The sequence below is a fragment of the Variovorax sp. LjRoot175 genome (genome assembly GCF_964253805.1).
GTDB lineage: Bacteria > Pseudomonadota > Gammaproteobacteria > Burkholderiales > Burkholderiaceae_C > Variovorax.
The window spans coordinates 284461-308140 of the sequence record NZ_CAXURY020000001.1; the positions used below are offsets into that span (position 1 = coordinate 284461).

21 protein-coding genes are annotated in these 23680 nt (G+C 67.5%); 16 read left to right on the top strand and 5 right to left on the bottom strand.

The genetic code is table 11. From position 1 onward, the window contains the following. Positions 1–39: 39 nt before the first annotated feature. From ACSQ89_RS01480 to ACSQ89_RS01490, 3 genes are read right to left on the bottom strand one after another with little or no spacing between them, the layout of a single operon-like run. Positions 40–1239, bottom strand: a complete 1200-nt coding sequence (locus tag ACSQ89_RS01480; RefSeq protein ID WP_436292339.1) for an amidohydrolase family protein — start codon at positions 1237–1239, stop codon at positions 40–42. Continuing rightward, a complete protein-coding gene (locus ACSQ89_RS01485; protein ID WP_436292340.1) occupies positions 1185–1955 on the bottom strand; it encodes a TetR family transcriptional regulator in 771 nt (256 codons plus the stop codon). The genes ACSQ89_RS01480 and ACSQ89_RS01485 overlap by 55 nt, the downstream gene beginning before the upstream one ends. After that, positions 1956–2729: a ferredoxin--NADP reductase gene (locus ACSQ89_RS01490; protein WP_093104350.1), complete on the bottom strand. Its 774-nt coding sequence runs from the start codon at positions 2727–2729 to the stop codon at positions 1956–1958. Positions 2730–2953: 224 nt separating this feature from the next. Here ACSQ89_RS01490 and ACSQ89_RS01495 point away from each other — a divergent pair, with 224 nt between their 5' ends. From ACSQ89_RS01495 to ACSQ89_RS01555, 13 genes are all read left to right on the top strand, one after another. Beyond that, positions 2954–4561 carry a 6-hydroxynicotinate reductase gene (locus ACSQ89_RS01495; protein WP_093104349.1) on the top strand — a complete coding sequence of 536 codons (1608 nt, stop codon included), beginning with the start codon at positions 2954–2956 and terminating at the stop codon, positions 4559–4561. Between the two features lie 15 nt (positions 4562–4576). Next, positions 4577–5497 carry a UPF0280 family protein gene (locus ACSQ89_RS01500; protein ID WP_436292341.1) on the top strand — a complete coding sequence of 307 codons (921 nt, stop codon included), beginning with the start codon at positions 4577–4579 and terminating at the stop codon, positions 5495–5497. A 21-nt stretch (positions 5498–5518) separates the two neighbouring features. Further along, positions 5519–6160 carry an amino acid synthesis family protein gene (locus ACSQ89_RS01505; protein ID WP_436292342.1) on the top strand — a complete coding sequence of 214 codons (642 nt, stop codon included), beginning with the start codon at positions 5519–5521 and terminating at the stop codon, positions 6158–6160. A gap of 43 nt (positions 6161–6203) precedes the next feature. Then, entirely contained in the window at positions 6204–6788 is a 585-nt protein-coding gene (locus tag ACSQ89_RS01510) for an amino acid synthesis family protein (protein ID WP_093104344.1), read from the top strand. Positions 6789–6843: 55 nt separating this feature from the next. Beyond that, the gene (locus tag ACSQ89_RS01515) at positions 6844–8049 is read left to right on the top strand and encodes an ABC transporter substrate-binding protein (protein ID WP_436292343.1); all 1206 of its coding nucleotides are present in this window, start codon (positions 6844–6846) and stop codon (positions 8047–8049) included. Between the two features lie 15 nt (positions 8050–8064). After that, complete coding sequence (locus tag ACSQ89_RS01520; RefSeq protein ID WP_436292344.1) at positions 8065–9978, top strand: ABC transporter permease; 1914 nt, start codon at positions 8065–8067, stop codon at positions 9976–9978. After that, positions 9975–10778, top strand: a complete 804-nt coding sequence (locus tag ACSQ89_RS01525) for an ABC transporter ATP-binding protein (RefSeq protein WP_436292345.1) — start codon at positions 9975–9977, stop codon at positions 10776–10778. Before ACSQ89_RS01520 ends, ACSQ89_RS01525 begins: the two co-directional genes overlap by 4 nt. Further along, the gene (locus ACSQ89_RS01530) at positions 10775–11509 is read left to right on the top strand and encodes an ABC transporter ATP-binding protein (RefSeq protein ID WP_436292346.1); all 735 of its coding nucleotides are present in this window, start codon (positions 10775–10777) and stop codon (positions 11507–11509) included. Before ACSQ89_RS01525 ends, ACSQ89_RS01530 begins: the two co-directional genes overlap by 4 nt. Positions 11510–11543: 34 nt before the next feature. Further along, the gene (gene pncA, locus ACSQ89_RS01535) at positions 11544–12269 is read left to right on the top strand and encodes a bifunctional nicotinamidase/pyrazinamidase (RefSeq protein ID WP_093104336.1); all 726 of its coding nucleotides are present in this window, start codon (positions 11544–11546) and stop codon (positions 12267–12269) included. 3 nt (positions 12270–12272) lie between these two features. Then, complete coding sequence (locus ACSQ89_RS01540; protein WP_093104334.1) at positions 12273–13427, top strand: ABC transporter substrate-binding protein; 1155 nt, start codon at positions 12273–12275, stop codon at positions 13425–13427. After that, positions 13405–13905, top strand: a complete 501-nt coding sequence (locus ACSQ89_RS01545; protein WP_093104332.1) for a (2Fe-2S)-binding protein — start codon at positions 13405–13407, stop codon at positions 13903–13905. The genes ACSQ89_RS01540 and ACSQ89_RS01545 overlap by 23 nt, the downstream gene beginning before the upstream one ends. Positions 13906–13979: 74 nt before the next feature. Beyond that, complete coding sequence (locus tag ACSQ89_RS01550; RefSeq protein ID WP_093104670.1) at positions 13980–17687, top strand: molybdopterin cofactor-binding domain-containing protein; 3708 nt, start codon at positions 13980–13982, stop codon at positions 17685–17687. 63 nt (positions 17688–17750) lie between these two features. Next, entirely contained in the window at positions 17751–18935 is a 1185-nt protein-coding gene (locus ACSQ89_RS01555) for a fumarylacetoacetate hydrolase family protein (RefSeq protein ID WP_436292347.1), read from the top strand. 314 nt (positions 18936–19249) lie between these two features. Here ACSQ89_RS01555 and ACSQ89_RS01560 read toward each other — a convergent pair whose 3' ends face one another. Beyond that, the gene (locus ACSQ89_RS01560) at positions 19250–19828 is read right to left on the bottom strand and encodes an RES family NAD+ phosphorylase (protein WP_436292348.1); all 579 of its coding nucleotides are present in this window, start codon (positions 19826–19828) and stop codon (positions 19250–19252) included. Between the two features lie 73 nt (positions 19829–19901). After that, positions 19902–20525 carry a hypothetical protein gene (locus ACSQ89_RS01565; protein ID WP_093104327.1) on the bottom strand — a complete coding sequence of 208 codons (624 nt, stop codon included), beginning with the start codon at positions 20523–20525 and terminating at the stop codon, positions 19902–19904. 364 nt (positions 20526–20889) lie between these two features. On the opposite strand from ACSQ89_RS01565, the gene ACSQ89_RS01570 reads away from it, so the two are divergent. From ACSQ89_RS01570 to ACSQ89_RS01580, 3 genes are read left to right on the top strand one after another with little or no spacing between them, the layout of a single operon-like run. Next, positions 20890–21696 (top strand): TorF family putative porin, encoded by an 807-nt coding sequence (locus ACSQ89_RS01570; protein ID WP_093104668.1) that lies wholly within the window; start codon positions 20890–20892, stop codon positions 21694–21696. Positions 21697–21740: 44 nt separating this feature from the next. Then, positions 21741–22079, top strand: a complete 339-nt coding sequence (glnK, locus tag ACSQ89_RS01575; RefSeq protein ID WP_093104326.1) for a P-II family nitrogen regulator — start codon at positions 21741–21743, stop codon at positions 22077–22079. Between the two features lie 25 nt (positions 22080–22104). Continuing rightward, on the top strand, positions 22105–23643 hold the full coding sequence (locus ACSQ89_RS01580; RefSeq protein ID WP_170855537.1) for an ammonium transporter: 1539 nt from the start codon (positions 22105–22107) through the stop codon (positions 23641–23643). Positions 23644–23680 lie beyond the last annotated feature (37 nt).

The following is a 23680-nucleotide window of genomic DNA, read 5'->3' on the forward strand; positions in this document are numbered from 1 at the left end:
GATCCAGATCCATTTGATCGCCGCGCGCGCTTCGTTCAGTCAGTGCACCCCCGACACCACCACCGGAATCTCGGTCGCCGGCGGCGTGTTGCGGCTGCGGCCGCAGCGCACGATGCCGTCGATCATCACCATGCCGACGCCCGGGATGTCGCCGAGCTGCACGCTTTCGAGCAGCGTCCTGCCGGCCGTGTGCTGCGCGCGGTCCATGAAGACGAAGTCGGCCGCGCGGCCGACCTCGATCAGCCCGCAATTGAGCTTGCGGATGCGTGCCGTGTTGCCGGTCGCGAAGCAGAACACCAGCTCGGCCGGGATGTTCGCGATCGAGGACAGCATCGCCACCATGCGCAGGATGCCCAGCGGCTGCACGCCCGAGCCGGCCGGCCCGTCGGTGCCGAGGATCACGCGGTGCGGGCACTTCAGGTCCAACGCCGCCTTGGCAGCCGCGATGGCCACGCGCTCGTTGCCGTTGTGCACGATCTCGATCGCGCGCGAAGACTTCTCGCACAGCTCGCACACATGCGCCTCGGGCAGCGAGGTGTGGCCGCCGTTGATGTGGCCGATGATGTCGGCATCGGCTTCGAGCACCACGTCCTTGTCGATCAGGCCCGAGCCGGGGATCGAGGGGCCGCCGGTGTGGATGGTGCTCTGGATGCCGTACTTGCGCGCCCAGGCCACCATCTCCTTGGCCTCGTAGCCGGCCTTCACCGAGCCCAGGCCGACTTCGCCGAGCAGGCCCACGCCGGCCTCGGCCATTTCCTTGAAGTCGCTCTCGACCATGCCCTTCTCGAGCACCGGCGCGCCCGCCAGCACCTTGACGCCGCCGGGGCGGAAGTTGTCGAAGGCGCGCTGCGCGGTGATGGCCAGGGCCTTCACGCCCACGATGTCCTTGGGCCGGCCCGGCAGGTGCACTTCGCCGGCCGAGATCATCGTGGTCACGCCGCCGTTCATCGTCGAATCGATCCAGCCAAGCTGGCTCTGGCGCGGCGTCCAGTCGCCGAACACCGGGTGCACGTGGCTGTCGATCAGGCCGGGGGCGACGCAGGTCTTCTTGGCGTCGATCAGGGTCTGCGCGCCTTCAAGATCGCAGTCCTTTTCCTTGCCGACCGCGACGATCAGCCCGTCGTTCACGACCAGGGTGTCGGCGTCCAGGATGGGCTTGTCGATGTCGCCCGAGAGCAACAGACCTATGTTCCGGATGACGACCTTGCCCGACTTTGCGCCGGTTGCGACTTCTGCCATTTCTTTGCCTCTTCGTGGGGTGAGATTGAGGTGGTTTCTTCGTCGGAAGCGCCCGCGTCGACCGTGCGCAGCACGGTTTCGATCACGAAGTCTTCCCAGTGCGCCACGGCTTCCGGCGTCTCCAGCGGCTCGCCGAGGAAGGCGGTCAGCGTGTGGCGGTTCGATGTGTAGAAGTAGCCGGTGGAGGCGATCAGCAGGTAGAGATCGCGCGCCGCCACGGCGTCGCGGAACAGCCCCTGCGCGACGCCGCTTTCGAGCAGCTTCTGGATGATCGCGATCGCCCGCGACGAGTATTCGCGCGCGCGCAGCGACTTCGCGACGTGCCGGCCCTTGTGCAGGTTCTCGGTGTTGAGCAGCGTGACGAACTCGGGGTTCTTGCGGTAGTAGCCGAGCACGAAGCGGATCACCGCCGTCAGCGCCTCGACCGGCCGCGATGCGTCGAGGTCGATCGCGGCCTCGGCCTCGTCCATGCGCCGGTAGATGCCCTCGAGCACCGCGATGAAGAGGCCTTCCTTGCTGCCGAAGTAGTAGTAGATCATGCGGTCGTACGACTTCGCGGCCTTCGAGATCTTCTCGACGCTGCCGCCGTCGTAGCCGTACTTCGCGAACACCTTGGTGGCCGCGCGCAGGATGCTCTCGCGCGTGGCCTGCGCGGCGGCCTCGCGCACGCCGGTGCGGCGCGTGGCCGGCTTGGGCAGGCTGCGGCCGTTGGCCATTTACTTCTCGGCGAAGGCGCGTTCTACGACGAAATCGCCGGGGGTCGACGTGTTGCCTTCCTTGAACCCGCGCGCTTCCAGGATGTGCTTCAAGTCCACCAGGAGGCCCGGGCTGCCGCAGAGCATCACGCGATCTTCCGCGGCATTGAGCGGCGGCAGACCCAGGTCGTCGGTCAGCTTGTTGGTCTCGATCAGCTCGGTGATGCGGCCCATGTTGCGGAACTCCTCGCGCGTCACGGTCGGGTAGTAGAGCAGTTGCTTCTCGATCATCTCGCCCAAAAACTCGTGCTTGGGCAGGTGGTCGGTCACGAGGTCGTGGTAGGCCAGCTCGTCGATCTGGCGCACGCCGTGCACCAGGATGATCTGCTCGAACTTCTCGTAGGTGTCCGGGTCGCGGATGATGCTCATGAACGGTGCAAGACCCGTGCCGGTGCCGAACAGATAGAGGCGCTTGCCCGGCAGCGTGTAGTCGATCAAGAGCGTGCCGGTGGGCTTGCGGCCCACGATGATGGTGTCGCCCACCTGGACGTGCTGCAGCCTGGAGGTGAGCGGGCCTTCCTCGACCTTGATGCTGAGGAACTCCAGGTGCTCCTCGTAGTTGGGGCTCACGATGCTGTAGGCGCGCAACAAGGGCTTGTTGTTGACCTTGAGGCCGATCATCGTGAAGTGGCCGTTGGAAAAGCGCAGCGCCGGGTCGCGCGTGGTGGTGAAGGTGAACAGGCGGTCGGTCCAGTGGTGGACGCTCAACACGCGTTCTTCGCTGAATGCACTCATAGGAATCAGGGATGGTTATGAATGAAAAGGGAACCTGCCGATTGTCGGCGACGCCGCGAAAACACCATTGCAAGCATCGATTCTGTTTGCTACATTGGCCTTCAATGTAGTGATTGCAACATGAAAGTGTAGGGAATACTACACAAACCGTGAGTCCAATACAAGCCGGTTTCCGGCACGGTTGTTGCAGATCCGATCGGCCCCGATTTCAAGAGTAGCCCCCGATGACCGAACACACCAAGACAGACGGATTGCCCGGCATGGACATGCCGGTATTGCCCGAGGCCGGCGGCCGCTCGCCCCTGCGCAACGAGCGCATGAGCACCAGCAAGGTCGAGTGCAACGCCTGTCCGGTGCTGTGCCAGATCTCCGAGGGGCGCACCGGCGCCTGTGACCGCTATGCCAACCGCGAGGGCGTGCTGGTGCGCGTCGATCCGGTGCTGCTGCTGCGGCGCGAACTCGCGAGCGAATCGCCCGCGCTGGTGCCTTTTGCGCGGCCGGCGGCCGAACAGGCGCCCGCGGAAGCGGACCCGGACTGGCAAGGCGATCTCCTGCATGCCGACGAGGTCTTTGTCACCGGCGTGGGCTCCTCAACCACCTACCCCGACTACAAGCCCGCACCCTTCATCGTGGCTTCCAAAGCCCAGGGCGTCGACATGGTCACGGTCGTGACCGAGGGCATCTTCAGCTACTGCAGCTTCAAGGTGAAGATCGACACCGACCGCTTCCTCGGCGCCGAGCAGGCCAACGTGCGCTACCGCGGCGAGGTGGTAGGCCACGTCACCACGGCCGAGTACGGCTCGCAGATGCTCTCGCTCGGCGGCGTGCACCATCTCACCGGCGGCAGCAAGAAGGAGGGCCGCATGACGGCCGAGCTGATGCAGCTGCTGGGCAACAAGAAGGCGGTCGAATGCGTGATCGACGGCGGCGCCAGCATGGTGATCCAGGCCGGCAAGGCCCCCATCGTCAACGGCGTGGAGGAAAAGCGCATGCGCGTGGGCTGCGGCTCGGCGGCCGTCGGCATCTTCGCGCGCCAGCTCTTCAGCCAGGCCGACGAGGTGGTGGTGGTCGACGACCACATCACCGGCGTGCTCACCGAGCACCAGGCCGGGCGTTGCCTCGACATGCCGCCCTCGGGCATCCAGATGCGCGGGCGCAAGTCCACGCCCGGGCGCTACTTCCAGGTGGCGAACCCCGGCAACGGCTGGGGCGGCACCGACATCGACGATCCGCTGTCGATCATCGAGGGCTGGGAAGAGGGCGTGGCCAAGCCGGGCCTGCGTCTCCTGATGACCTCCACCACCGGCGAACATGCGCAGTGGTACGTACTCGACGATCAACTGCAGCCGGTCGAGCAGGAGATGCCCGCCGAAGTGCGCCGCATCGTCGAGCGCATCGGCGAGAACTGCGAGCCCTCGCTGTGCAGCGTGCTCTTCCTCGGCGGCGCCGGCGGGTCCTTGCGCGCCGGCGTCACCGAAAACCCGGTGCTGCTCACGCGCGCCATCAAGCGCGCGCTGGTCAACGTGACCTGCGGCGGCGCGCCGGCCTATGTGTGGCCCGGCGGCGGCATCACGGTGATGGTGGACGTGCTGCGCATGCCCGACAACAGCTTCGGCACCGTGCCCACGCCCGCGATCGTGGCGCCCATCGAGTTCAGCATGCGGCGCGAGGACTATGCGGCGCTGGGTGGGCATATGGAGCATGTGTTCTCGCTCGAACAGGCGCTGGCGCGCGGCGCCTGGCAGAACGACGGTGCGCCGCTGGCGCGCCAATGGCTTCGCATGGACGATGCGAATCCCTGGCCGCTCGGTCAACCGCCCATGCTGGGCTGAACGGACTTCATTCCCATGGCCGCCCAACGCACCGCGCTCGACGGCGGCCGCTGGCATCTCAACCACGGCCCGATCGACATCGTGGCCGAGGCGCACGGTGACGCGGTCGAGGTCGCCGTCGCGCACGAACTCGCGTGGCGGCGCTTCGGCGCCGTGCTCGAAGAGCTGGTGACCGAGCTGCCGCTGCTGCGCCAGCCCGTGGGCACCGAATGCGCGCTGCAAGGCCCCATCGCGCAACGCATGTGGAAGGCCTGTGCCCCGTTCAGTGCCGGCTTCATCACGCCGATGGCCGCCGTGGCCGGTGCCGTGGCGCAGGAACTCATCGCCTGCTACCAGCGCTCCGGCATCGAGCGCGCGTGGATCAACAACGGCGGCGATATCGCGCTGCATCTGGCGCCCGGTCATTCGGCGCGCGTCGGCCTGTTCGCCGATCTCGCGCGCTTCGATCTGCGTGACAGCGGCCCGCTCGCGACCGACGGCCAGTTCGAGATCGGCGCCGAGATGCCGGTGCGCGGCGTCGCCACCAGCGGCTGGCGCGGCCGCAGCTTCTCGCTCGGCATCGCCGACAGCGTGACCGTGCTCGCAGCCACGGCGGCCGAAGCCGATGCCGCGGCCACCGTGATCGCCAACGCGGTCGATGTCGTTGACCCCGGCATCCATCGCCTGCCGGCCAGCGCCTGCAAGGACGACAGCGATCTGGGCGACATCCCGGTGACGACCGACGTGGAGCCGCTGGCGCCAGCGCAGGTGCGCCGCGCACTGGATGCGGGCGCGGCCCGCGCCGCGGCCTTGCAGCGCGCGGGGCTGGTGTGGTCGGCCGTGCTGGTTTGTCAGGGGCAATGGGCGATGGTCGAGCCCTTAAGCTCGCATGCGTCCGGTGTCTCGGCCATTGCGGGGCCGCCCCGTGCCGCTGCAGTTGGTTCAGTATTTGCTTAACGAAAAGCAGGGCTTCTTTTCATGATCGATATACGTCGCGTTTTCACCCATGTCGAGCACATCCACCACGAGTTCGGTCCACGCGCCGCAACGCCGCTGGTGCGCGGCGCCATCGGCGCGGTGCTGACCAATCCCTTCGCGGGCCGCTACGAGCCCGACATCCTGCCGATGATGAGCCTGCTGGATCCGGTCGGCGTCGACATGGCGCACCGCCTGCATGCCGCGATGGACGTGCCGCTCGAGCAGATCGCCACCTACGGAAAGGGCGCGATCGTCGGCGCCGCCGGCGAGCTGGAGCACGGCGCGCTGTGGCATGTGCCAGGCGGCTATGCGATGCGCGAGCTGCTCGGCTGGAAGGGCGACCGCGACGCCTATCGCCAGGGCAAGGCCGAGGAGAAGACCGGGCAGCCCGGCAATGCGCTCTCGATCGTGCCCTCCACCAAGAAGGTGGGGCCGCCCGGCGCGGCGCTCGATGTGCCGCTCACCAACATCAATGCCAGCTACGTGCGCGGGCAGTTCGACGCGATCGAAGTGCGCGTGCCCGGTGCGCCGCTGTCCGACGAGATCGTCTTCATCCTCGCGATGAGCACCGGCTACCGCGTGCATGAGCGCGTCGGCGGCCTGCGCGCAGAAAACATCGCCAAGTGGGACGGCTTGCGCTGAGCGCACTATCCCTGATCCAGAGACAAGACAAGGAAAGAGAACCATGAGCGCCAACATCCGCAAGCTCGTCGTGCAGGTCGACGAAACCCGCAAGGAAATGGGCCAAAGCATCGAGCCGCCCACGCGCCGCGCCGTCGCCATCGCGGTGATCGAGAACCCCTATGCAGGCCGCTACAGCGAATCGCTGGACGAACTGATCGCCATCGGCGAAGAGCTGGGTGCGCTGCTCGGCCAGAAGGCCGTCGCCGCGCTGGGCATCGAGCCCGGCCGCGTGCAGAGCTACGGCAAGGCTGCGATCGTCGGCGAGTCCGGCGAACTCGAGCATGCCGCGGCCATCCTGCATCCCAAGCTCGGCGCGCCGCTGCGCGTGGCGGTCGAGAAGGGCGCGGCGCTGGTGCCCTCGGCCAAGAAGCGCGGCACGCTCGGCACCGCCATCGACGTGCCGCTGGGCCACAAGGACGCGGCCTTCGTGCGCAGCCACTTCGACGCCGTCGAGGCCCGCGTGTCGGATGCGCCGCGCGCCAACGAGATCGTCGTCGCGGTGGCGGTCACCGACAGCGGCCGTCCGCTGCCGCGCATCGGCGGCCTGCAGGTTTCCGAGATCAAGGGCGAAGACGGCCTCCGCTGAGCCGCTCTTGCCACTTCATGCATTTCCTCTTCCGTTCGACCCCAAGGAGCTTTCAATGAACCCCCTGCGTCATGTCTTCAGTGCGGCCGCCGTCGCCACGCTCGCCACTGCACTCGTCCCCGCGCATGCGCAGGGCGTGATCAAGATCGGCGAGGTCAACAGCTACAAGGCCCAGCCCGCCTTCCTCGAGCCCTACAAGAAGGGCATGGAGCTCGCGGTCGAGGAGATCAACGCCAAGGGCGGCGTCAACGGCAAGAAGATCGAGCTCATCACGCGCGACGACAACGCCAACCCCGGCGACGCGGTGCGCGTGGCCGAAGAGCTGATCTCGCGCGAGAAGATCGACGTGCTGACCGGCACCTTCCTGTCCAACACCGGGCTGGCCGTCGCCGACTTCGCGAAGCAGAAAAAATTCTTCTTCCTGGCCGGCGAGCCGCTCACCGACAAGATGACCTGGCAGGGCGGCAACCAGTACACCTTCCGCCTGCGCCCGGGCACCTACATGCAGGCCGCGATGCTGGTGCCGGAAGCGGTCAAGCTCAAGAAGAAGCGCTGGGCGATCGTCTACCCCAACTACGAGTACGGCCAGTCGGCGGTGGCCGCGTTCAAGCAGCTGCTGAAGGCGGCGCAACCCGATGTGGAGTTCGTCGCCGAGCAGGCGCCGCCGCTCGGCAAGGTCGATGCCGGCAGCGTGGTGCAGGCGCTGGCCGATGCCAAGCCCGATGCGATCTTCAACGTGTTGTTCGGCGCCGACCTGTCGAAGTTCGTGCGCGAAGGCAACACGCGCGGCCTGTTCAAGGGCCGCGAAGTGGTGAGCGTGCTGACCGGTGAACCCGAGTACCTCGATCCGCTGAAGGACGAGGCGCCGAACGGCTGGATCGTCACCGGCTATCCCTGGTACGGCATCCAGACGCCCGAGCACAAGGCCTTCTTCCTCGCGTACCACAACAAGTACAAGGACTATCCGCGCCTCGGTTCGGTGGTGGGCTACACCATGATCAAGTCGGTCGCCGCCGGCGCCGCCAAGGCCAAGAGCACCGAAACGCCGAAGCTGGTCGCCGCCTTCGAGGGCCTGCAGGTGGACACGCCCTTCGGCAAGATCCTCTACCGCCCCGAAGACCACCAATCGACCATGGGCGCCTTCGTCGGCAAGACGAAGAACGACAACGGCAAGGGCGTGATGGTCGACTACCAGTACTTCGACGGCGCCAAGTTCCAGCCTTCCGCCGCCGACGTGAAGAAATCGCGCACCGCGGATTGATCGAGCACGTCCACCATGAGTTTCTCGGGGTTCATTGTTCAATTGCTCAACGGCCTGGCCGGTGCGTCGTCGCTGTTTCTGGTGGCGGCCGGCCTGTCGCTGATCTTCGGCGTCACGCGGATCGTGAACTTCGCGCATGGCTCGTTCTTCATGGTGGGCATCTACGTGGCGTATACGCTGGTCGAACGGCTGGGCACGGGACTCGGCTTCTGGCCGGCGCTCGTGATCGCCGCGCTCGCCGTCGGCGTGCTCGGCGCGCTGATCGAGGTGGTGCTGCTGCGCCGCATCTACAAGGCGCCCGAGCTGTTCCAGCTGCTCGCGACCTTCGCGCTGGTGCTGGTGATCAAGGACGCGGTGCTGTGGTTCTGGGGGCCCGACGAATTGCTGGGCCCGCGCGCGCCCGGCCTCTCGGGCTCGGTGATGATCCTCGGACGCCAGTTTCCTTCCTATGACCTGTTCCTGATCGTCGTCGGCCCCCTGGTGCTCGGCCTGGTCTGGATGCTGCTCACACGCACGCGCTTCGGCACGCTGGTGCGCGCCGCCACGCAGGACCGCGAGATGGTCAGCGCGCTCGGCGTCAACCAGGCATGGCTGTTCACCGCCGTGTTCGCGCTCGGCGCGTTGCTCGCGGGCCTGGGCGGCGCGCTGCAGCTGCCGCGCGAACCGGCCACGCTCGAAATGGACCTCAACACCATCGGCGCGGCCTTTGTCGTCGTCGTCGTGGGCGGCATGGGCTCGATTCCCGGCGCCTACGCGGCCGCGCTGCTGATCGCCGAGATCAAGGCGATCTGCATCTGGCTCGGCGTGGTCGATGTCTTCGGCATCAGCGTCTCGTTCTCCAAGCTCACGCTGGTGGTCGACTTTCTCGTGATGGCGGTGGTGCTGGTGTGGCGCCCCTGGGGCCTGTTCGGCCGGCCGCAGGCGCCGAGCCGTTATGTGGGCATGCAGGAGGAGCCGCTGCGCCGCCCGAGCAGGGCTTACCTGATCGCGGCCGCCGTGTTCGGCCTCGTGCTCGCAGCCATGCCCTTCATCACGGCCGACTCGCCCTACACGACGGTGTTGATGATCGACCTCATGATCGCTGCGCTGTTCGCGACCAGCCTGCACTTCATCATGGGCCCGGCCGGCATGCATTCCTTCGGCCATGCGGCCTACTTCGGGCTCGGGGCCTATGGCGCCGCGCTGCTGGTGCGCGCGAGCGGCATGCCGATGGAGCTCGCGCTCGTCGTCGCGCCGCTGGTGGCGGCGGCCGGCGCCTTCGTCTATGGCTGGTTCGCGGTGCGCCTGTCGGGCGTCTACCTCGCGATGCTCACACTCGCGTTTGCGCAGATCACCTGGGCCATCACCTACCAGTGGGACACTTTCACCGGCGGCAGCAACGGCCTCACCGGTGTCTGGCCGGCGGCGTGGCTCTCGGACAAACGCGTGTACTACTGGCTCACGCTCGCACTGGTGGCGATCGGCGTGCTGTGGCTGCGCCGCGTGCTGTTCTCGCCCTTCGGCTATGCGCTGCGCGCCGGGCGCGACTCGACGCTGCGGGCCGATGCGATCGGCATCGACGTCAAGCGCATGCAGTGGGTGGCCTTCGTGATCGCGGGTACCGCCGCGGGCCTGGCCGGTGCGTTGTATGCGTTTTCCAAGGGCAGCATCTCGCCCGAATCGCTGAGCGTGGGCAAGTCGGTCGACGGGCTGGTGATGGTGCTTTTGGGCGGCATCCAGACGCTGGCAGGTCCGGTGGTGGGCGCCGTCACCTTCACCTGGCTGCACGACACGGTGGCGCGCAACACCGACTACTGGCGCGCGATGCTGGGCGGGATCATCCTGCTGCTCGTGCTGCTGTTCCCGCAGGGGATCGCGGGCTTCACCAAGCAGCTGTTCGATCGGCGGCGCGGCGGCGCGGCCGGCAAGCTGAAGGAGGCCGAAGCATGAGCCTCCTCAAAGTTTCGGAACTCGGCAAATCCTTCGGCGGCGTCAAGGCCGTCGACGGCATCAGCTTCGACCTGGCGCCGGGCGAACTGCTCGCGCTGATCGGCCCCAACGGCGCCGGCAAGTCCACCACCTTCAACATGGTCAACGGCCAGTTGAAGGCCGATCGCGGATCGATCCTGCTCGACGGCCAGGAACTCGTGGGCCGCAAGCCGCGCGAGATCTGGCGCATGGGCGTGGGCCGCACCTTCCAGATCGCCGAGACCTTCGCCTCGCTCACGGTGGTCGAGAACGTGCAGATGGCGCTGCTCTCGCACGACCACAAACTTTTCTCCACCTGGCGCCGCGCCGCCGATCACAAGCGCGACGAGGCGCTGGCGTTGCTCGACCAGGTCGGCATGAAGGCGCAGGCCGACCGGCCCTGCAGCGTGCTCGCCTACGGCGATGTCAAGCGCGTCGAGCTCGCGATCGCGATGGCCAACAGTCCCAAGCTGCTGCTGATGGACGAGCCCACCGCCGGCATGGCACCCAAGGAGCGCAACGCGCTGATGGCATTGACCAAGCAACTGGTGATCGACCGCGGCATGGCGGTGCTCTTCACCGAACACAGCATGGACGTGGTGTTCGCGTACGCCGACCGCATGATCGTGCTGGCGCGCGGGCGCCTCATCGCGCAGGGCAAGCCGCTCGAGATCCGCGACCATCCGAAGGTGCAGGAGGTGTACTTCGGCAGCGGCAAGACCTTCGAGAAGATCGCCGAAAAGGCGGCCGCGGTGAACGCGGCGATAGGAGAGGCGGCATGAGTTCGCATGAGCAGTTGTTGGAAGCCAACGCCCTGTGTGCCTGGTACGGCGCCGCGCAGATCCTCTATGACGTCGACCTCGAAGTGCGACGCGGCGAAGTGGTCGCGCTCATGGGCCGCAACGGCGCCGGCAAGTCGACCACGCTCAAGGCGCTGATCGGCATGCTGAGCAAGCGCCGCGGCGCGGTGCGCTTCCTGGGCCACGACATCTCGAAGAGCGAGCCGCACCACGCGGCCAAGCTGGGCCTGGGCTTCGTGCCCGAGGACCGGCGCGTGTTCACCGACCTCACGGTGATGGAGAACCTCGAAGTCGGCAAGCAGGCCGCGCGCCGCTGGGCCGACGGCAGCGACGCGCCGCTGTGGACGCCCGGACGCCTGTTCAAGCTCTTCCCCAACCTCGGCGAGATGCCGAACCGCCCGGGCGGCCGCATGAGCGGCGGCGAGCAGCAGATGCTGACCGTGGCGCGCACGCTGATGGGCAACCCCTACCTGGTGCTGCTCGATGAGCCCTCCGAAGGCGTGGCGCCCGTGATCGTGGAACAGATGGCCAACATGATCCTCGAGCTCAAGGCGCAGGGCGTGAGCATCCTGCTGTCGGAGCAGAACATGCACTTCGCCGAACTCGTGTCCGACCGCGCCTACGTGCTCGAGAAGGGACAAATCCGCTACCAGGCGTCGATGGCCGAACTGGCCGCCAACGACGAGGTGCGCAGGGCGTACCTGAGCGTCTGATCACAGGATTATTTCAACCCGAGGAGCGCACACCATGCACAACACGCACCGCAGAACCTTTCTTCAGTCCGCCGCAGCCCTGGGGCTCGCGGGACTTTCGGCGCCGCTCATCGCTGCGGCGAAGATCAAGCCGGCGGCCAACGCGGCTCTGATCGTGGTCGATGTGCAGAACTGCTTCGTCGACGGCGGGACGCTGCCGGTCAAGGGCGGGGCCGAGGTGGTGCCGGTGATCAACAAGCTCTCCACGGCCTTCGAGAACATCGTCGTCACGCAGGACTGGCACACGCAGGGCCACGCCTCCTTCGCGAGCGCGCATCCGGGCCAGAAACCCTTCAGCAGCATCAAGCTGGCCTACGGCAACCAGGTGCTGTGGCCCGACCACTGCGTGCAGGGCACGGACGACGCGGCGCTGCACAAGGACCTCAAGCTGCCGACCGCGCAGGTGATCATCCGCAAGGGCTTCCACAAGGGCGTCGACAGCTACTCGGCCTTCGAGGAGGCCGACCGCAAGACCGCGACCGGCCTGGCCGGCTACCTCAAGCAGCGCGGCATCAAGACGGTGTTCGTGAGCGGCCTGGCCACCGACTTCTGCGTCGCCTGGACCGCGCTCGACGCGCGCAAGCACGGCTTCGAGGCCTACGTGATCGAGGACGCGACGCGCGCCATCGACCTCAACGGGTCGCTGGCTGCGGCCTGGAAGCAGATGGCGGCCAAGGGCGTCAAGCGCATCCAGTCCACCGACATCGAAGTGGTGGCCTGAGCGATGGCCCGCATCTCCCAACGCGCCGCGGCGGCGTGCTGCGCTGCCGCGCTCGCCTTCTTCTCGACCTTCGCGCACGCCGCCGAAAACGGCGTCACCGACACCAGCATCCGCATCGGCCAATCGGCCGTCTTCAGCGGCGTGGCGCAGGATTTCGGCAACGACTACCGTGCCGGCATCAAGCTCTACTTCGACCGCGTGAACAAGGGCGGTGGCGTCAACGGCCGCAAGATCGAGCTGCTCTCTTACGACGATGCCTACGAGCCCCAGCGCACGGCAGTCAACACGGCCAAGCTGATCGACGAGGACAAGGTGTTCGCGCTGATGGGCTTCGTCGCCACCGGCAACCTGGTGGCGGCCATGCCGCTGGCCGACAAGGCCGGCGTGCCGATGTTCGCGCCGCTGGTGGGCACCACCTCGTTCCGCACCAAGCTCAATCGCAACCTGTTCCATGTGCGCGCGGGCTACGACCTGGAGCTGCGCAAGATCATCAGCCACCTGTCGACCATCGGCATCCACAACATCGCCGTGGTGTTCCAGGACAGCGCCTTCGGCAAGTCGAACCTCGCGACCTGCGAGCAGCTCGCGGCCGAATACAAGGTCAAGGTGGTGCAGGCGCTGCCGATGGCCATTGCGGCGACCGACGCCAAGGACATCGGCGAGAGCCTGGCCAAGGCGAAGCCCGGCGCGGTGGTGATGATCATGGCCGGGCGCATGAGCGAGGTCTTCATCCGCGACTACCGCGCCGGTGGTGCGGCTGCGCCGCTCTACACGCTCTCGGTCGGCATCACCGACGCGGCCGGTTCGGCACAGCGCCTGGGCGGCAAGCTCGAAGGCCTGGTCACCGCCAGCATCGTGCCGCCGCCGCAGTTGGTGCGCGTGCCGATCGTGGCCGACTACCGGCGCGACCGCGCGGAGTTCGGCGAGAAGATCGACAGCTACACCGCGCTCGAGGGCTATATCGCCGCGCGCGTGTTCGTCGAAGGGCTCAAGCGCGCCGGCCGCCACCTCACGCGCGAGAGCTTCGTCACGGCCCTCGAGAGTCTGGGCGACACGCGCATCGGCGAGTTCCCGGTGGCCTACGGGCCGAAGAACCACAACGGCTCGACCTTCGTCGATCTGGAGATGTACACACGTGACGGACGCCTCCAGCGCTGAGACTTTCGCCCTGCAGGTCAACGGGCGCGCGCACGCGCTCGCGGTGCCGCGCGAGGCATCGCTCCTGCATGTGCTGCGCAACGACCTGGGCTTGAACGGTCCCAAGTACGGCTGCGGCCTGGGCCAGTGCGGCGCCTGCACCGTGTGGGTCGATGGCGTGGCGGCGCGGGCCTGCGTGATTCCGGCGCATGGGGTTGCGGGACGGGCCATCACCACGCTTGAAGGGCTGGGCTCGCGGGAGCAATGGCATCCGGTCCAGCAAGGTTTCGAGGACGCGCAGGCCGCGCAATGCGGCTACTGCTTGAACGGCATGGTGATGCAGGCGGCGGCGCTGCTCGCGCGCGAGCCGCATCCGAGCGATGCGCAGATCAGGAACGAGCTCTCGGGCAACCTGTGCCGTTGCGGCACGCATGTCGAGATCATGGCGGCGGTGCAGCGTGCGGCGCAGCTGATGGTGGCAAAGGACGCCGACTCGTGAGCAACCGCGCCGCCGGGCCGCCCCAAGGCGCGGTAGCCCCCTCGGGGGGCGGCGAGGACACGAGAGTGCCGAGCCTGGGGGCACCATTTCGCGCCGAGCTGCCGCGCAACCGCAGCGACTTCCTCCATGCCGAGGGCGTGCTCGTCGTGGTGCGCGAGACGCCACCCGCGCCGCCGGTCGCCAACGGCCAGCCGGCCACGGTGTCGGGCAATCCCGCGGAAGGGCCCGAGATCCTGCTTGCGCTGTGGGACGACGGCAGCGTGACCGCGCTCAACGGTCATGTCGATCTCGGCACCGGCATCCAGACCGCGCTGTCGCAGATCGTCGCCGAAGAGCTCGATGTGCCGCTGGCGCAGATCCGCATGGTGCTCGGCGACACCGCCCGCGCGCCGAACCAGGGCGCGACCATCGCCAGCGCCTCGCTGCAGATCCATGCCGCGCCCTTGCGGCTCGCGGCGGCGCAGGCACGCGCCTGGCTTCTCGCGCAGGCTTCGGAACGCTTCGGCGTGCAGCCCTCACTGCTCGCGGTGCGCGAGGGCCGCATCCATGCGGGCGACGACCCCGCGTTCAGCGTCGGCTTCGGGGAGCTGGTGGCGGGCGTGCGCACCGTGCTCCAGCTCGACGGCGGCGCCCGCCTCAAGGATCCGAAGGACTACCGCATCGTCGGCAGCCCGGTGGCGCGCGTCGACATCCCGGCCAAGCTCGCGGGCGAGTTGGTGTTCGTGCACGACATGCGCGCGCCCGGCATGCTGCACGGCCGCGTCGTGCGCCCGCCCTATGCGGGCGCGGACCACGGCGACTACATCGGCAACACGCTCGAATCGGTGGACCAATCCTCGATTGCCCACATCCCCGGCATCCGCGCCGTGGTGGTGATCCGCGACTTCGTCGGCATCGTCGCCGAGCGCGAGGAGCATGCCGAGCAGGCGCTGCGCGAACTGCGCGTGATCTGGAAGCGCTGGCCCGGCCTGCCTTCGCTCGACGATCTCGAAGGCGCGATCCGCGCCAACCCCGCCACGCAGCGCCTGCTGGTCGACGAAGGTGATGTCGAGGGCGCTCTCGCCCATGCGGCCGAGTCGATGCCGCGCACCTACGTCTGGCCCTACCAGATGCACGCATCGATCGGCCCCTCGTGCGCGCTCGCACATTGGCAACCCGAAGGCGAAGGCGGCGATGTGCAACTGCGCGTGTGGGCCGGCTCGCAGAACCCGCATGTGCTGCGCGCGGATCTGGCCAAGCTCATGGGCGTGGACGATGTCGCGGTCGATGTGGTGCGCATGGAGGCGGCCGGCTGCTATGGGCGCAACGGCGCCGACGACGTCGCGGCCGATGCCGCGCTGCTCGCGCGCGCGGCCGGCGTGCCGGTGCGGGTGCAGCTCACGCGCGAGCAGGAGCATGCGTGGGAGCCCAAGGGTGCCGCGCAGCTGATGCAGGTGAAGGGCGGGCTCGATGCCGAAGGCGGCGTTGCGGCGTACGACTTCGAGACCTCGTACCCGTCGAACGGCGCGCCCACGCTGGCGCTCTTGCTCACCCGCACCATCGAGCCTGCGGCCCAGGCCTTCGAGATGGGCGACCGCACCGCGCGCCCGCCCTATGCGTACGGCAACCTGCGCGTCAAGGTCAACGACATGGCGCCGATCGTGCGCGCCTCGTGGCTGCGCGGCGTGTCGGCGCTGCCGAGCTCCTTCGCGCACGAGTCCTACGTCGACGAACTGGCCACCGCGGCCGGCGTCGACCCGGTCGCGTTCCGCCTGCGCCACCTGAACGATCCGCGCGCGGCCGAGCTGGTGCGCGAGACCGCGCAGAAGGCCGGCTGGCGCATGCGCACCGGGCCGCAGGAGGATGCCGACGGCGGCCTCGGACCCGGTGGTGACGTGCTCTTCGGGCAAGGCTTCGCCTACGCGCGCTACGTGCACAGCAAGTGGCCGGGCTTCGGCGCGGCATGGTCGGCCTGGGTGGCCGATGTCGAAGTCAACCGCAAGACCGGCGAGGTGCACGTGCGCCGCGTGGTGGTGGGGCACGACGCGGGGCTGATGGTCAATCCGGCCGGGGTCGAACACCAGATCCACGGCAACGTGATCCAGACCACGAGCCGCGCGTTGAAGGAGCGCGTGCAGTTCGTGCCGCAGAGCGCGCCCAACCCGGGCGTGGTCGCGAGCCGCGAATGGGGCAGCTACCCGATCGTCAATTTCCGCGACGTGCCGGTGATCGAGGTCATGCACATGCAGCGGCCCGGCGAGCCGCCGCTCGGAGCGGGCGAGTCGTCCTCGGTGCCTGGCACGGCGGCGATCGCAAATGCGATCTTCGATGCGACGGGGGTGCGGTTCAGGGCGCCGCCGTTCACGCCGGAAGTGGTGCGTGCTGCGCTGAACCCGTCTTCACTCCCTCCCCCTTTGGGGGAGGGTAGGGGTGGGGGCAACCCAGCGTTCGATGGTGGCGTCGTCGTGCCCCCATCCCAGCCTTCCCCCAGAGGGGGAAGGAGCAAGGCAGCCAGTGCGATCGCCCTCGTCATCGGCGGCCTCGGCGTCATCGCCGGCCTCATGGGCTGGCGCTCGACGATCGCCCCCGTCACCCTCAGCGCCCCCGTCTACAGCCAATCCACCATCGAACGCGGCCGCACGCTCGCCGCCATCGGCGACTGCGCCGTCTGCCACACCGCGCCGGGCGGAACGCCCAACGCCGGCGGCCGTGCGATGGAGACGCCCTTCGGCACCATCTACACCACCAACCTCACGCCTGATGCCGAGACCGGCCTGGGCCGCTGGTCCTTCAGCGCCTTCCAGCGCGCGATGCGCGAGGGCATCTCGCGCGACGGCCACCATCTCTACCCGGCCTTCCCCTACACCGCCTTCGCGAAGACCAGCGACGACGACCTGCAGGCGCTCTATGCCTACTTCATGTCGCTGCCCGCGGTGCGCGCGCCCACGCCGGAGGCGGGGCTCAAGTTCCCCTTCGGCCTGCGGCCGCTGATGGCAGGCTGGAACGCGCTCTTCCACGATCCGGCGCCAATGCAGCCGGCGTCGCAGCAAAGCGCCGAATGGAACCGCGGCGCCTACCTCGTCAACGGCCTGGGCCACTGCGGCGCCTGCCACACGCCGCGCAATGCGCTCGGCGCGGAGCAGGGCGGCAGCGCTTTTCTTTCGGGCGCGATGGTCGAGGGCTGGGAAGCGCCGGCGCTCACCAGCCTCTCGAAGGCGGCTGTGCCCTGGAACGCCGAGGCGCTCTATCGCTACCTGCGCAACGGCCACAGCCCGCGGCACGGCATGGCCGGTGGCCCGATGGCCGAGGTGGTGCGCGAGTTGGCGGCAGTGCCTGATGACGACATCCGCGCGATGGCCACTTACCTCGCTTCCTTCAATCCGGCCGCCAGCGATGCCGAAGCGAGCGCGCAGGCGCAGCGCGCGGTCGCCGCCGCGGCCGCCGGCCAGGGCCAGTTGCTAGGCTCCGCCCAACGCATGTTCGACGGCGCCTGCGCCGCCTGCCACCACGACGGCAACGGGCCGACCCTGCTGGGCGTGAACACGCCGCTCGCGCTCAACAGCAATCTCACGAGCGAGCGGCCGGACAACCTGCTGCGCACCATCCTCGACGGCGTGCGCGAGCCGGCCTCGCGTGAGATCGGCTTCATGCCGGCCTTCGGCGAAGCGCTCGACGATGCGCAGATCGCCGAGCTGGCCGGCTACATGCGCGCGCGCTTCGCGCCGCAGGCTACAGCCTGGAAAGACCTGCCGCAGAGCGTCGCGCGCGTGCGCGCGGCGGGGCAGGCCCACACGGCACGCTGACAGTCCCGTACGATCGCCCATGCAGAGGCCGGCTCATCGGCCCGTTCATTCTGGAGACCTTGCATGCCCCCGATCCTCTCGCCCGCCACCAGCCTGCCTCGCGATGCCGAGCGCGCCACCCTGATCGGACGCCTCTGGCAGCCCGGGCTCGGGCCGACGCTGGTGGCCGTGCACGAAGGCGGCCTGCACGACCTCACGCGCATCGCGCCCACCGCGAGCCACTTGCTCGAGCTCGACGATGCCGTGGGTGCCGTGCAGCAGGGCCTGCGCGACAACATCACGCCCCGCATCGCCGCGCTCGACGCGGTGCTGGCCAACAGCGACGAGGCCGGGCGCGATCCCGGCCAGCCCTGGCTGCTCGCGCCCTGCGATCTGCAGGCCGTCAAGGCCAGCGGCGTGACCTTCGTCGCCAGCCTGCTGGAGCGCGTGATCGAGGAGCAGTCGCGCGGCGATGCGTCCAAGGCCGAAGCCATCCGCGCCGCGCTCGGCGGCGTGCTCGGCGACAACCTCGCGGGCATCGTGCCCGGCTCGCCGCAGGCGGCGCAGGTCAAGGAGGTGCTGATCGCGCAGGGCGCCTGGTCGCAGTACCTCGAGGTCGGCATCGGCCCCGATGCCGAGATCTTCACCAAGGCGCCGGTGCTGGCCTCGGTGGGCACCGGCGCCGACATCGGCATCCATTCGGGTTCGGTCTGGAACAACCCCGAGCCCGAGGTGGTGCTTGCGATCAACAGCCGCGGCCAGACGCTGGGCGCCGCCTTGGGCAACGACGTCAACCTGCGCGACTTCGAAGGCCGCAGCGCGCTGCTGCTCGGCAAGGCCAAGGACAACAACGCTTCGTGCGCGATCGGCCCCTTCATCCGCCTCTTCGATGCCCACTTCGGCATCGACGAGGTGCGCCGCATCACGGTGGCGCTGCGCGTCGCGGGCCCTGAAGGCTTCGTGCTCGAAGGCGAAAGCTCGCTCTCGCTGATCAGCCGCGATCCGCTGGACATCGTGTCGCAGGCGATCGGCCCGCACCATGCCTACCCCGACGGTCTGGTGCTCTTCCTCGGAACCATGTTCGCGCCCACGCAGGACCGCCACGGTCCGGGCCAGGGCTTCACCCATGTGGTCGGCGATCGCGTGACCATCTCGGCGCCCGAGCTCGGCGCGCTGGAGAACCGCGTCGTGCATTCGGACCAGGCAGCGCGCTGGTCCTTCGGCATCGGTGCGCTGATGCGCAACCTGGCGGGGCGCGGGCTGCTCTGAACAGTGCTGCAGTGATCGGGGCCACCTGCCAGTCTGCAACGGGCACCGAAACGAGGGTGTACGCCGTGACGTACCAGCTAAAGAGGTGAATTTCAATGGTGCGAGCGTTGTAGGGCCAGCCCAAATGAAGAAGCTGCATTGAATCGAGTGGGCTCGCGTACGCGAGCCACTGGGGCATTTGGCTGAAGGCGCGCCTCAGGCGTGTGGCTGGCCAATCGGGCAGGGCGGCCGGCCGCGGCGTGGATTGTTTCCGTCGATGGGTTCGAACGCGGTGATGGGTGTTCCGACGTGCCTGGTGCGCCTGGCAGGCCTCGTCAGATGGAGGGGTAGGCCCCGGCACCCATCTCATCCAGCAGTTCGATGACAAGGTCCTCGTGCGCCTGCAGCGGCTGTGAACTGCCATCGTCGACGACGTCCGACGGGTTCATCCGATCCCCGAAGAGCATGATCACCTCGCACTGGTTGTCCCGCTTGGACATCCACCGCAATCCTTGGGCGTCCGGCATGTTCTGCCAAATCCATAGCGCCCATTCCTGGGTCCTGGGGTAGTCGTCCTTCTCGCCCTCGAAGAGGTCGATCGGCTTCAGGCCGGCGGCCTGGAGACCCATGGTCGTCATGTTGACCAGCCGGACCGCCTGCGCACGAATGCGGCTCAGGTGAAGGTTGGCGCGGTAGTCGCGCTCAAGGTCATGCAGGTAGCCAGCCGACGGGGTGGGGACGTCGTGCAGGACGATCTCCGCAATGGCTCCGCGCTCACTCTTGGCCGCATAGATCGTCGGAATCGGCTTTTTCGAGACCGGATTGAAAAGGGGGCTGAATCGAGCGTTGCCGAGCCCCGAAGCGTTGAAGGCGGCCGGCGCGTCCTTCCCCGTGGTTGCGTCGTACGGATGCACGCGATACCAGACTCCAGCCTTATGCGGCAGGGTGCGGAACGACTTTGGCGGAGGAGGCAGGAGAGGTGCTGGGCTAGCCATGCACCGCACCCACCTTGTGGTCTTCCGCGGCGGCCACGACGGCATCCGGGGCGCTCGCAATCACCTCGCGCGGACGCTTTCCGCCCAGGGACGAATTGGTGGACTCGAACCATGCCGCAACCCGGAAGGGCGAATAGTCGTCCAGGACCGCCAGGATCTTCTTGACCGCCGGCAAGGGCTGCCAGGTCGCATCGAAAATGTAGGCCGGGTAGATTTTCTTGCCGCGGTGGTCGATGCCGAAAATGCGCCCGCTCTGCTGCCAGCGGCTCACGGCCGCGTGCGGGTTTGCTGCCTTCGCGTCAAGCCGCTGTCCAATTTCGGCGGCCGAGTTCCACTCGGTGCCCTGCAGGACGGCGTCGATGGCGCGCTTCTCGAGATCGATGCGGGTGGCCGCCGGGCGCCTGGGCTCAACCTCATCCACCAACTCCTGGATCGATTGACGCTCCAGCTCGTTGATCGCCTCGCGCACATGGAGGGTCAGCTTCTTGTCCCTGGGCCCGGTGAGGGTCCGGGAAAGCTCGCTGATGATGAGGCGGCTTGCTTCACGCATGCTGTCGATGCGCGCCACGAGCGCCTGGACGGCATCATGCGGTTCTTTGGCGGAGGTTTGGTTCATGGCAGCTCCGTGAGATTCGTGAGACGATTTTACTCCTCACGTTTCTCGCGCGCAAGAAACCCTGCCTCCGGGCCGATGGCTCCCGTCATCGGCCAGGCCGACCAGCGTAAAGCTGGGCAGCCCCGTTGGCCAGATGCACCTCGACCGTGACATTGGCGGCTTCCAGGCCCAGCAAGGCATGACCTTGCACCAAAGACAAGCTCATTCTTCTCCATTTCCCCAAGATGGTGCGCCCATCTTTTGCTCATTGTTGCAATGTGCACCTGTCCCAGGCCCTTCTCAGTGCGGAACGGTCGGTTTGGCACGCTCCCTGCTTTGAGATGGCTTCCATTCCATTCCAAAACCTCCGAGGAGTCTCTCGATGATGCACCGTAAAACCGCCTCTGCCCTGGCCGTTGTCTCGCTGGCTGCCATGCCCCTGATCGCGAGCGCCCAGCTCACGGGCAATGTTGCGCTCACCAGCAACTACAAGTTCCGCGGTCAGGATCAGGACGTGCTCGGTAGCAACGGCTTCGCCAAGACCAAGGGCTTCAAGCCCGCCATCCAGGGCGGCTTCGACTACGCTTTCGGCGAGAGCGGCTTCTACGTCGGTAACTGGAACTCCAGCGTCAACTGGCTCGCCGGCAACGACATCGAGAGCGACATCTATGGCGGCTACAAGTTCAAGGCCGGCGTGTTCGACCTCGACTTCGGCGCGCTCGCCTACGTCTACCCGGGCAACGCCCGCGGCAACACCACCGAGCTGTACGGCGCGGCCACCTATGCCAACGAGGCCATCGGCGCCTTCACCTTCAAGTACTCCCACACCGTCTCGAAGGACTACTTCAACTACGCCGGCGAGCGCGACGGCTCGGGCCTGAAGGGGCGTAACACCGGCTACTTCAATCTCGCCTACACCAAGGAGATCGTGCCCAAGGTCACGCTGAAGGCCGCGCTGGGCTACACGCACATGAGCAGCGACATCCGCAGCCTGGGCTACAAGAGCTACGTCGACTACAACGTGGGCGCTTCCTATGACTTCGGCAACGGCCTGTCGCTGGCCGGCTCGGTGCAGGGCGCCAACAAGAAGAGCTCGTACCTGCTGGTGTCCGGCCCCGACCTGGGCTTCGGCGCACCCACGTGGTCGCCCAACAAGGCGCGCTTCATCGTCACGCTGACCAAGACGCTCTGATCCATACAGCCGCGCAGACCTGTTCCATCCAAAGGAGAAACATCATGAAGCTGGTCACAGCCATCATCAAACCGTTCAAGCTCGACGAGGTGCGCGAAGCGCTCTCGGCGATCGGTGTGCAAGGGATCACCGTGACGGAGGTCAAGGGCTTCGGTCGCCAGAAGGGCCACACCGAGCTCTACCGCGGCGCGGAGTACGTGGTCGATTTCCTGCCGAAGGTCAAGATCGAGGCCGCCGTGGCCGACGAGCTCGTCGAGCGCGTGATCGAAGCCGTCGAAAGCGCCGCACGCACCGGCAAGATCGGCGACGGCAAGATTTTTGTCTACAACCTGGAGCAGGTCGTTCGCATTCGTACCGGAGAAACAGGCCGCGAAGCTCTTTGACTTCAAGGCACGAAAGAAAATCGACATGAAAAAATTGCTCGTCTCTCTCGCGCTCGGCCTGAGCGTGCTCGCTGCCGGCACCGCCGGCTTTGCCCAGACGCCGCCGGCGGCGCCCGCGGCTGAAGCGCCCGCAGCCTCGGCGCCGGCCGCCGCGCCTGCTGCAGCCCCCGCTGCCGCACCGGCCGCGGCCGCACCCGCCGCCGAAGCCGCAGCTGCGCCGGCCGCCGCGCCGGCACCCTCGTTCAACAAGGGCGACACCAGCTGGATGCTGCTGTCCACGCTGCTCGTCATCATGATGACCATCCCCGGCCTGGCGCTGTTCTACGGCGGCCTGGTGCGCAGCAAGAACATGCTGTCGGTGCTGATGCAGGTCATGGTCACCTTCTCGATGATCGTGGTACTGTGGCTCATCTACGGCTACAGCCTCGCCTTCACCGAGGGCAACTCCTTCATCGGTGGATTCGACCGGCTCTTCATGAAGGGCGTCTTCGATTCGGCCGCCGGCACCTTCGCGCCGGGCGCGACCTTCAGCAAGGGCGTCTATATCCCCGAGCTGCTGTTCGCCGCCTTCCAGGCCACCTTCGCCGGCATCACCTGCTGCCTGATCGTGGGCGCCTTCGCCGAGCGCATCAAGTTCTCGGCCGTGCTGCTCTTCATGGCGCTGTGGTTCACCTTCAGCTACGCGCCGATCGCGCACATGGTCTGGTTCTGGATGGGCCCGGACGCCTATGCCAGCAAGGATGTGGTCGATGCCATGAACGCCAAGGCCGGCCTCCTCTGGCAATGGGGCGCGCTCGACTTCGCGGGCGGCACCGTGGTGCACATCAACGCCGCCGTCGCCGGCCTGGTCGGCGCCTTCCTGATCGGCAAGCGCATTGGCTACGGCAAGGAATCCTTCACGCCGCATTCGCTCACGCTCACCATGGTCGGCGCCTCGCTGCTGTGGGTCGGCTGGTTCGGCTTCAACGCCGGCTCCGCGCTCGAAGCGGGCACCAGCGCCGTGCTGGCCTTCATGAACACCTTCTCGGCCACTTCCGCTGCCGTGCTCGCATGGTGCATCGGTGAAGCGTTGATGAGGGGCAAGGCCTCGATGCTGGGCGCCGCCTCGGGTGCTGTCGCCGGCCTGGTGGCCATCACGCCGGCCGCCGGCAACGTCGGCCTGATGGGCGCGATCGTGATCGGCTTCGTCGCCGGCTTCGCCTGCCTCTGGGGCGTCAATGGCTTGAAGAAGATGCTCGGCGCGGACGACTCGCTCGACGTGTTCGGAGTCCACGGCGTGGGCGGCATCGTCGGCGCGCTGCTCACCGGCGTGTTCAACACCCAGGCGCTCGGCGGCCCCGGCCTGGTGGGCGACTGGGTCACGGCCAGCGTGGTGTCCAACGGCATTGGCGCCCAGGTCTGGATCCAGCTCAAGGCCGTGCTGCTGACCATCGTGTGGTCTGGCGTGGTGTCCTTCATCGCCTACAAGATCGTCGACCTCACCATCGGTCTGCGCGTGAGCGAGGAAGAAGAGCGCGAAGGCCTCGACATCTCGGCCCACGGCGAAACCGCCTACAACCGCTGAAACGAAACGGATCATTTCAAGCAAGCAAGGTCTCCCT

What these genes read in the sequence shown, in the direction of transcription:
- ACSQ89_RS01480 (WP_436292339.1), bottom strand. Translation starts at nt 1,239, where the DNA reads ATGGCAGAAGTCGCAACCGGCGCAAAGTCGGGCAAGGTCGTCATCCGG.
- ACSQ89_RS01485 (WP_436292340.1), bottom strand. Translation starts at nt 1,955, where the DNA reads ATGGCCAACGGCCGCAGCCTGCCCAAGCCGGCCACGCGCCGCACCGGC.
- ACSQ89_RS01490 (WP_093104350.1), bottom strand. Translation starts at nt 2,729, where the DNA reads ATGAGTGCATTCAGCGAAGAACGCGTGTTGAGCGTCCACCACTGGACC.
- ACSQ89_RS01495 (WP_093104349.1), top strand. Translation starts at nt 2,954, where the DNA reads ATGACCGAACACACCAAGACAGACGGATTGCCCGGCATGGACATGCCG.
- ACSQ89_RS01500 (WP_436292341.1), top strand. Translation starts at nt 4,577, where the DNA reads ATGGCCGCCCAACGCACCGCGCTCGACGGCGGCCGCTGGCATCTCAAC.
- ACSQ89_RS01505 (WP_436292342.1), top strand. Translation starts at nt 5,519, where the DNA reads ATGATCGATATACGTCGCGTTTTCACCCATGTCGAGCACATCCACCAC.
- ACSQ89_RS01510 (WP_093104344.1), top strand. Translation starts at nt 6,204, where the DNA reads ATGAGCGCCAACATCCGCAAGCTCGTCGTGCAGGTCGACGAAACCCGC.
- ACSQ89_RS01515 (WP_436292343.1), top strand. Translation starts at nt 6,844, where the DNA reads ATGAACCCCCTGCGTCATGTCTTCAGTGCGGCCGCCGTCGCCACGCTC.
- ACSQ89_RS01520 (WP_436292344.1), top strand. Translation starts at nt 8,065, where the DNA reads ATGAGTTTCTCGGGGTTCATTGTTCAATTGCTCAACGGCCTGGCCGGT.
- ACSQ89_RS01525 (WP_436292345.1), top strand. Translation starts at nt 9,975, where the DNA reads ATGAGCCTCCTCAAAGTTTCGGAACTCGGCAAATCCTTCGGCGGCGTC.
- ACSQ89_RS01530 (WP_436292346.1), top strand. Translation starts at nt 10,775, where the DNA reads ATGAGTTCGCATGAGCAGTTGTTGGAAGCCAACGCCCTGTGTGCCTGG.
- pncA (WP_093104336.1), top strand. Translation starts at nt 11,544, where the DNA reads ATGCACAACACGCACCGCAGAACCTTTCTTCAGTCCGCCGCAGCCCTG.
- ACSQ89_RS01540 (WP_093104334.1), top strand. Translation starts at nt 12,273, where the DNA reads ATGGCCCGCATCTCCCAACGCGCCGCGGCGGCGTGCTGCGCTGCCGCG.
- ACSQ89_RS01555 (WP_436292347.1), top strand. Translation starts at nt 17,751, where the DNA reads ATGCCCCCGATCCTCTCGCCCGCCACCAGCCTGCCTCGCGATGCCGAG.
- ACSQ89_RS01565 (WP_093104327.1), bottom strand. Translation starts at nt 20,525, where the DNA reads ATGAACCAAACCTCCGCCAAAGAACCGCATGATGCCGTCCAGGCGCTC.
- ACSQ89_RS01570 (WP_093104668.1), top strand. Translation starts at nt 20,890, where the DNA reads ATGCACCGTAAAACCGCCTCTGCCCTGGCCGTTGTCTCGCTGGCTGCC.
- glnK (WP_093104326.1), top strand. Translation starts at nt 21,741, where the DNA reads ATGAAGCTGGTCACAGCCATCATCAAACCGTTCAAGCTCGACGAGGTG.
- ACSQ89_RS01580 (WP_170855537.1), top strand. Translation starts at nt 22,105, where the DNA reads ATGAAAAAATTGCTCGTCTCTCTCGCGCTCGGCCTGAGCGTGCTCGCT.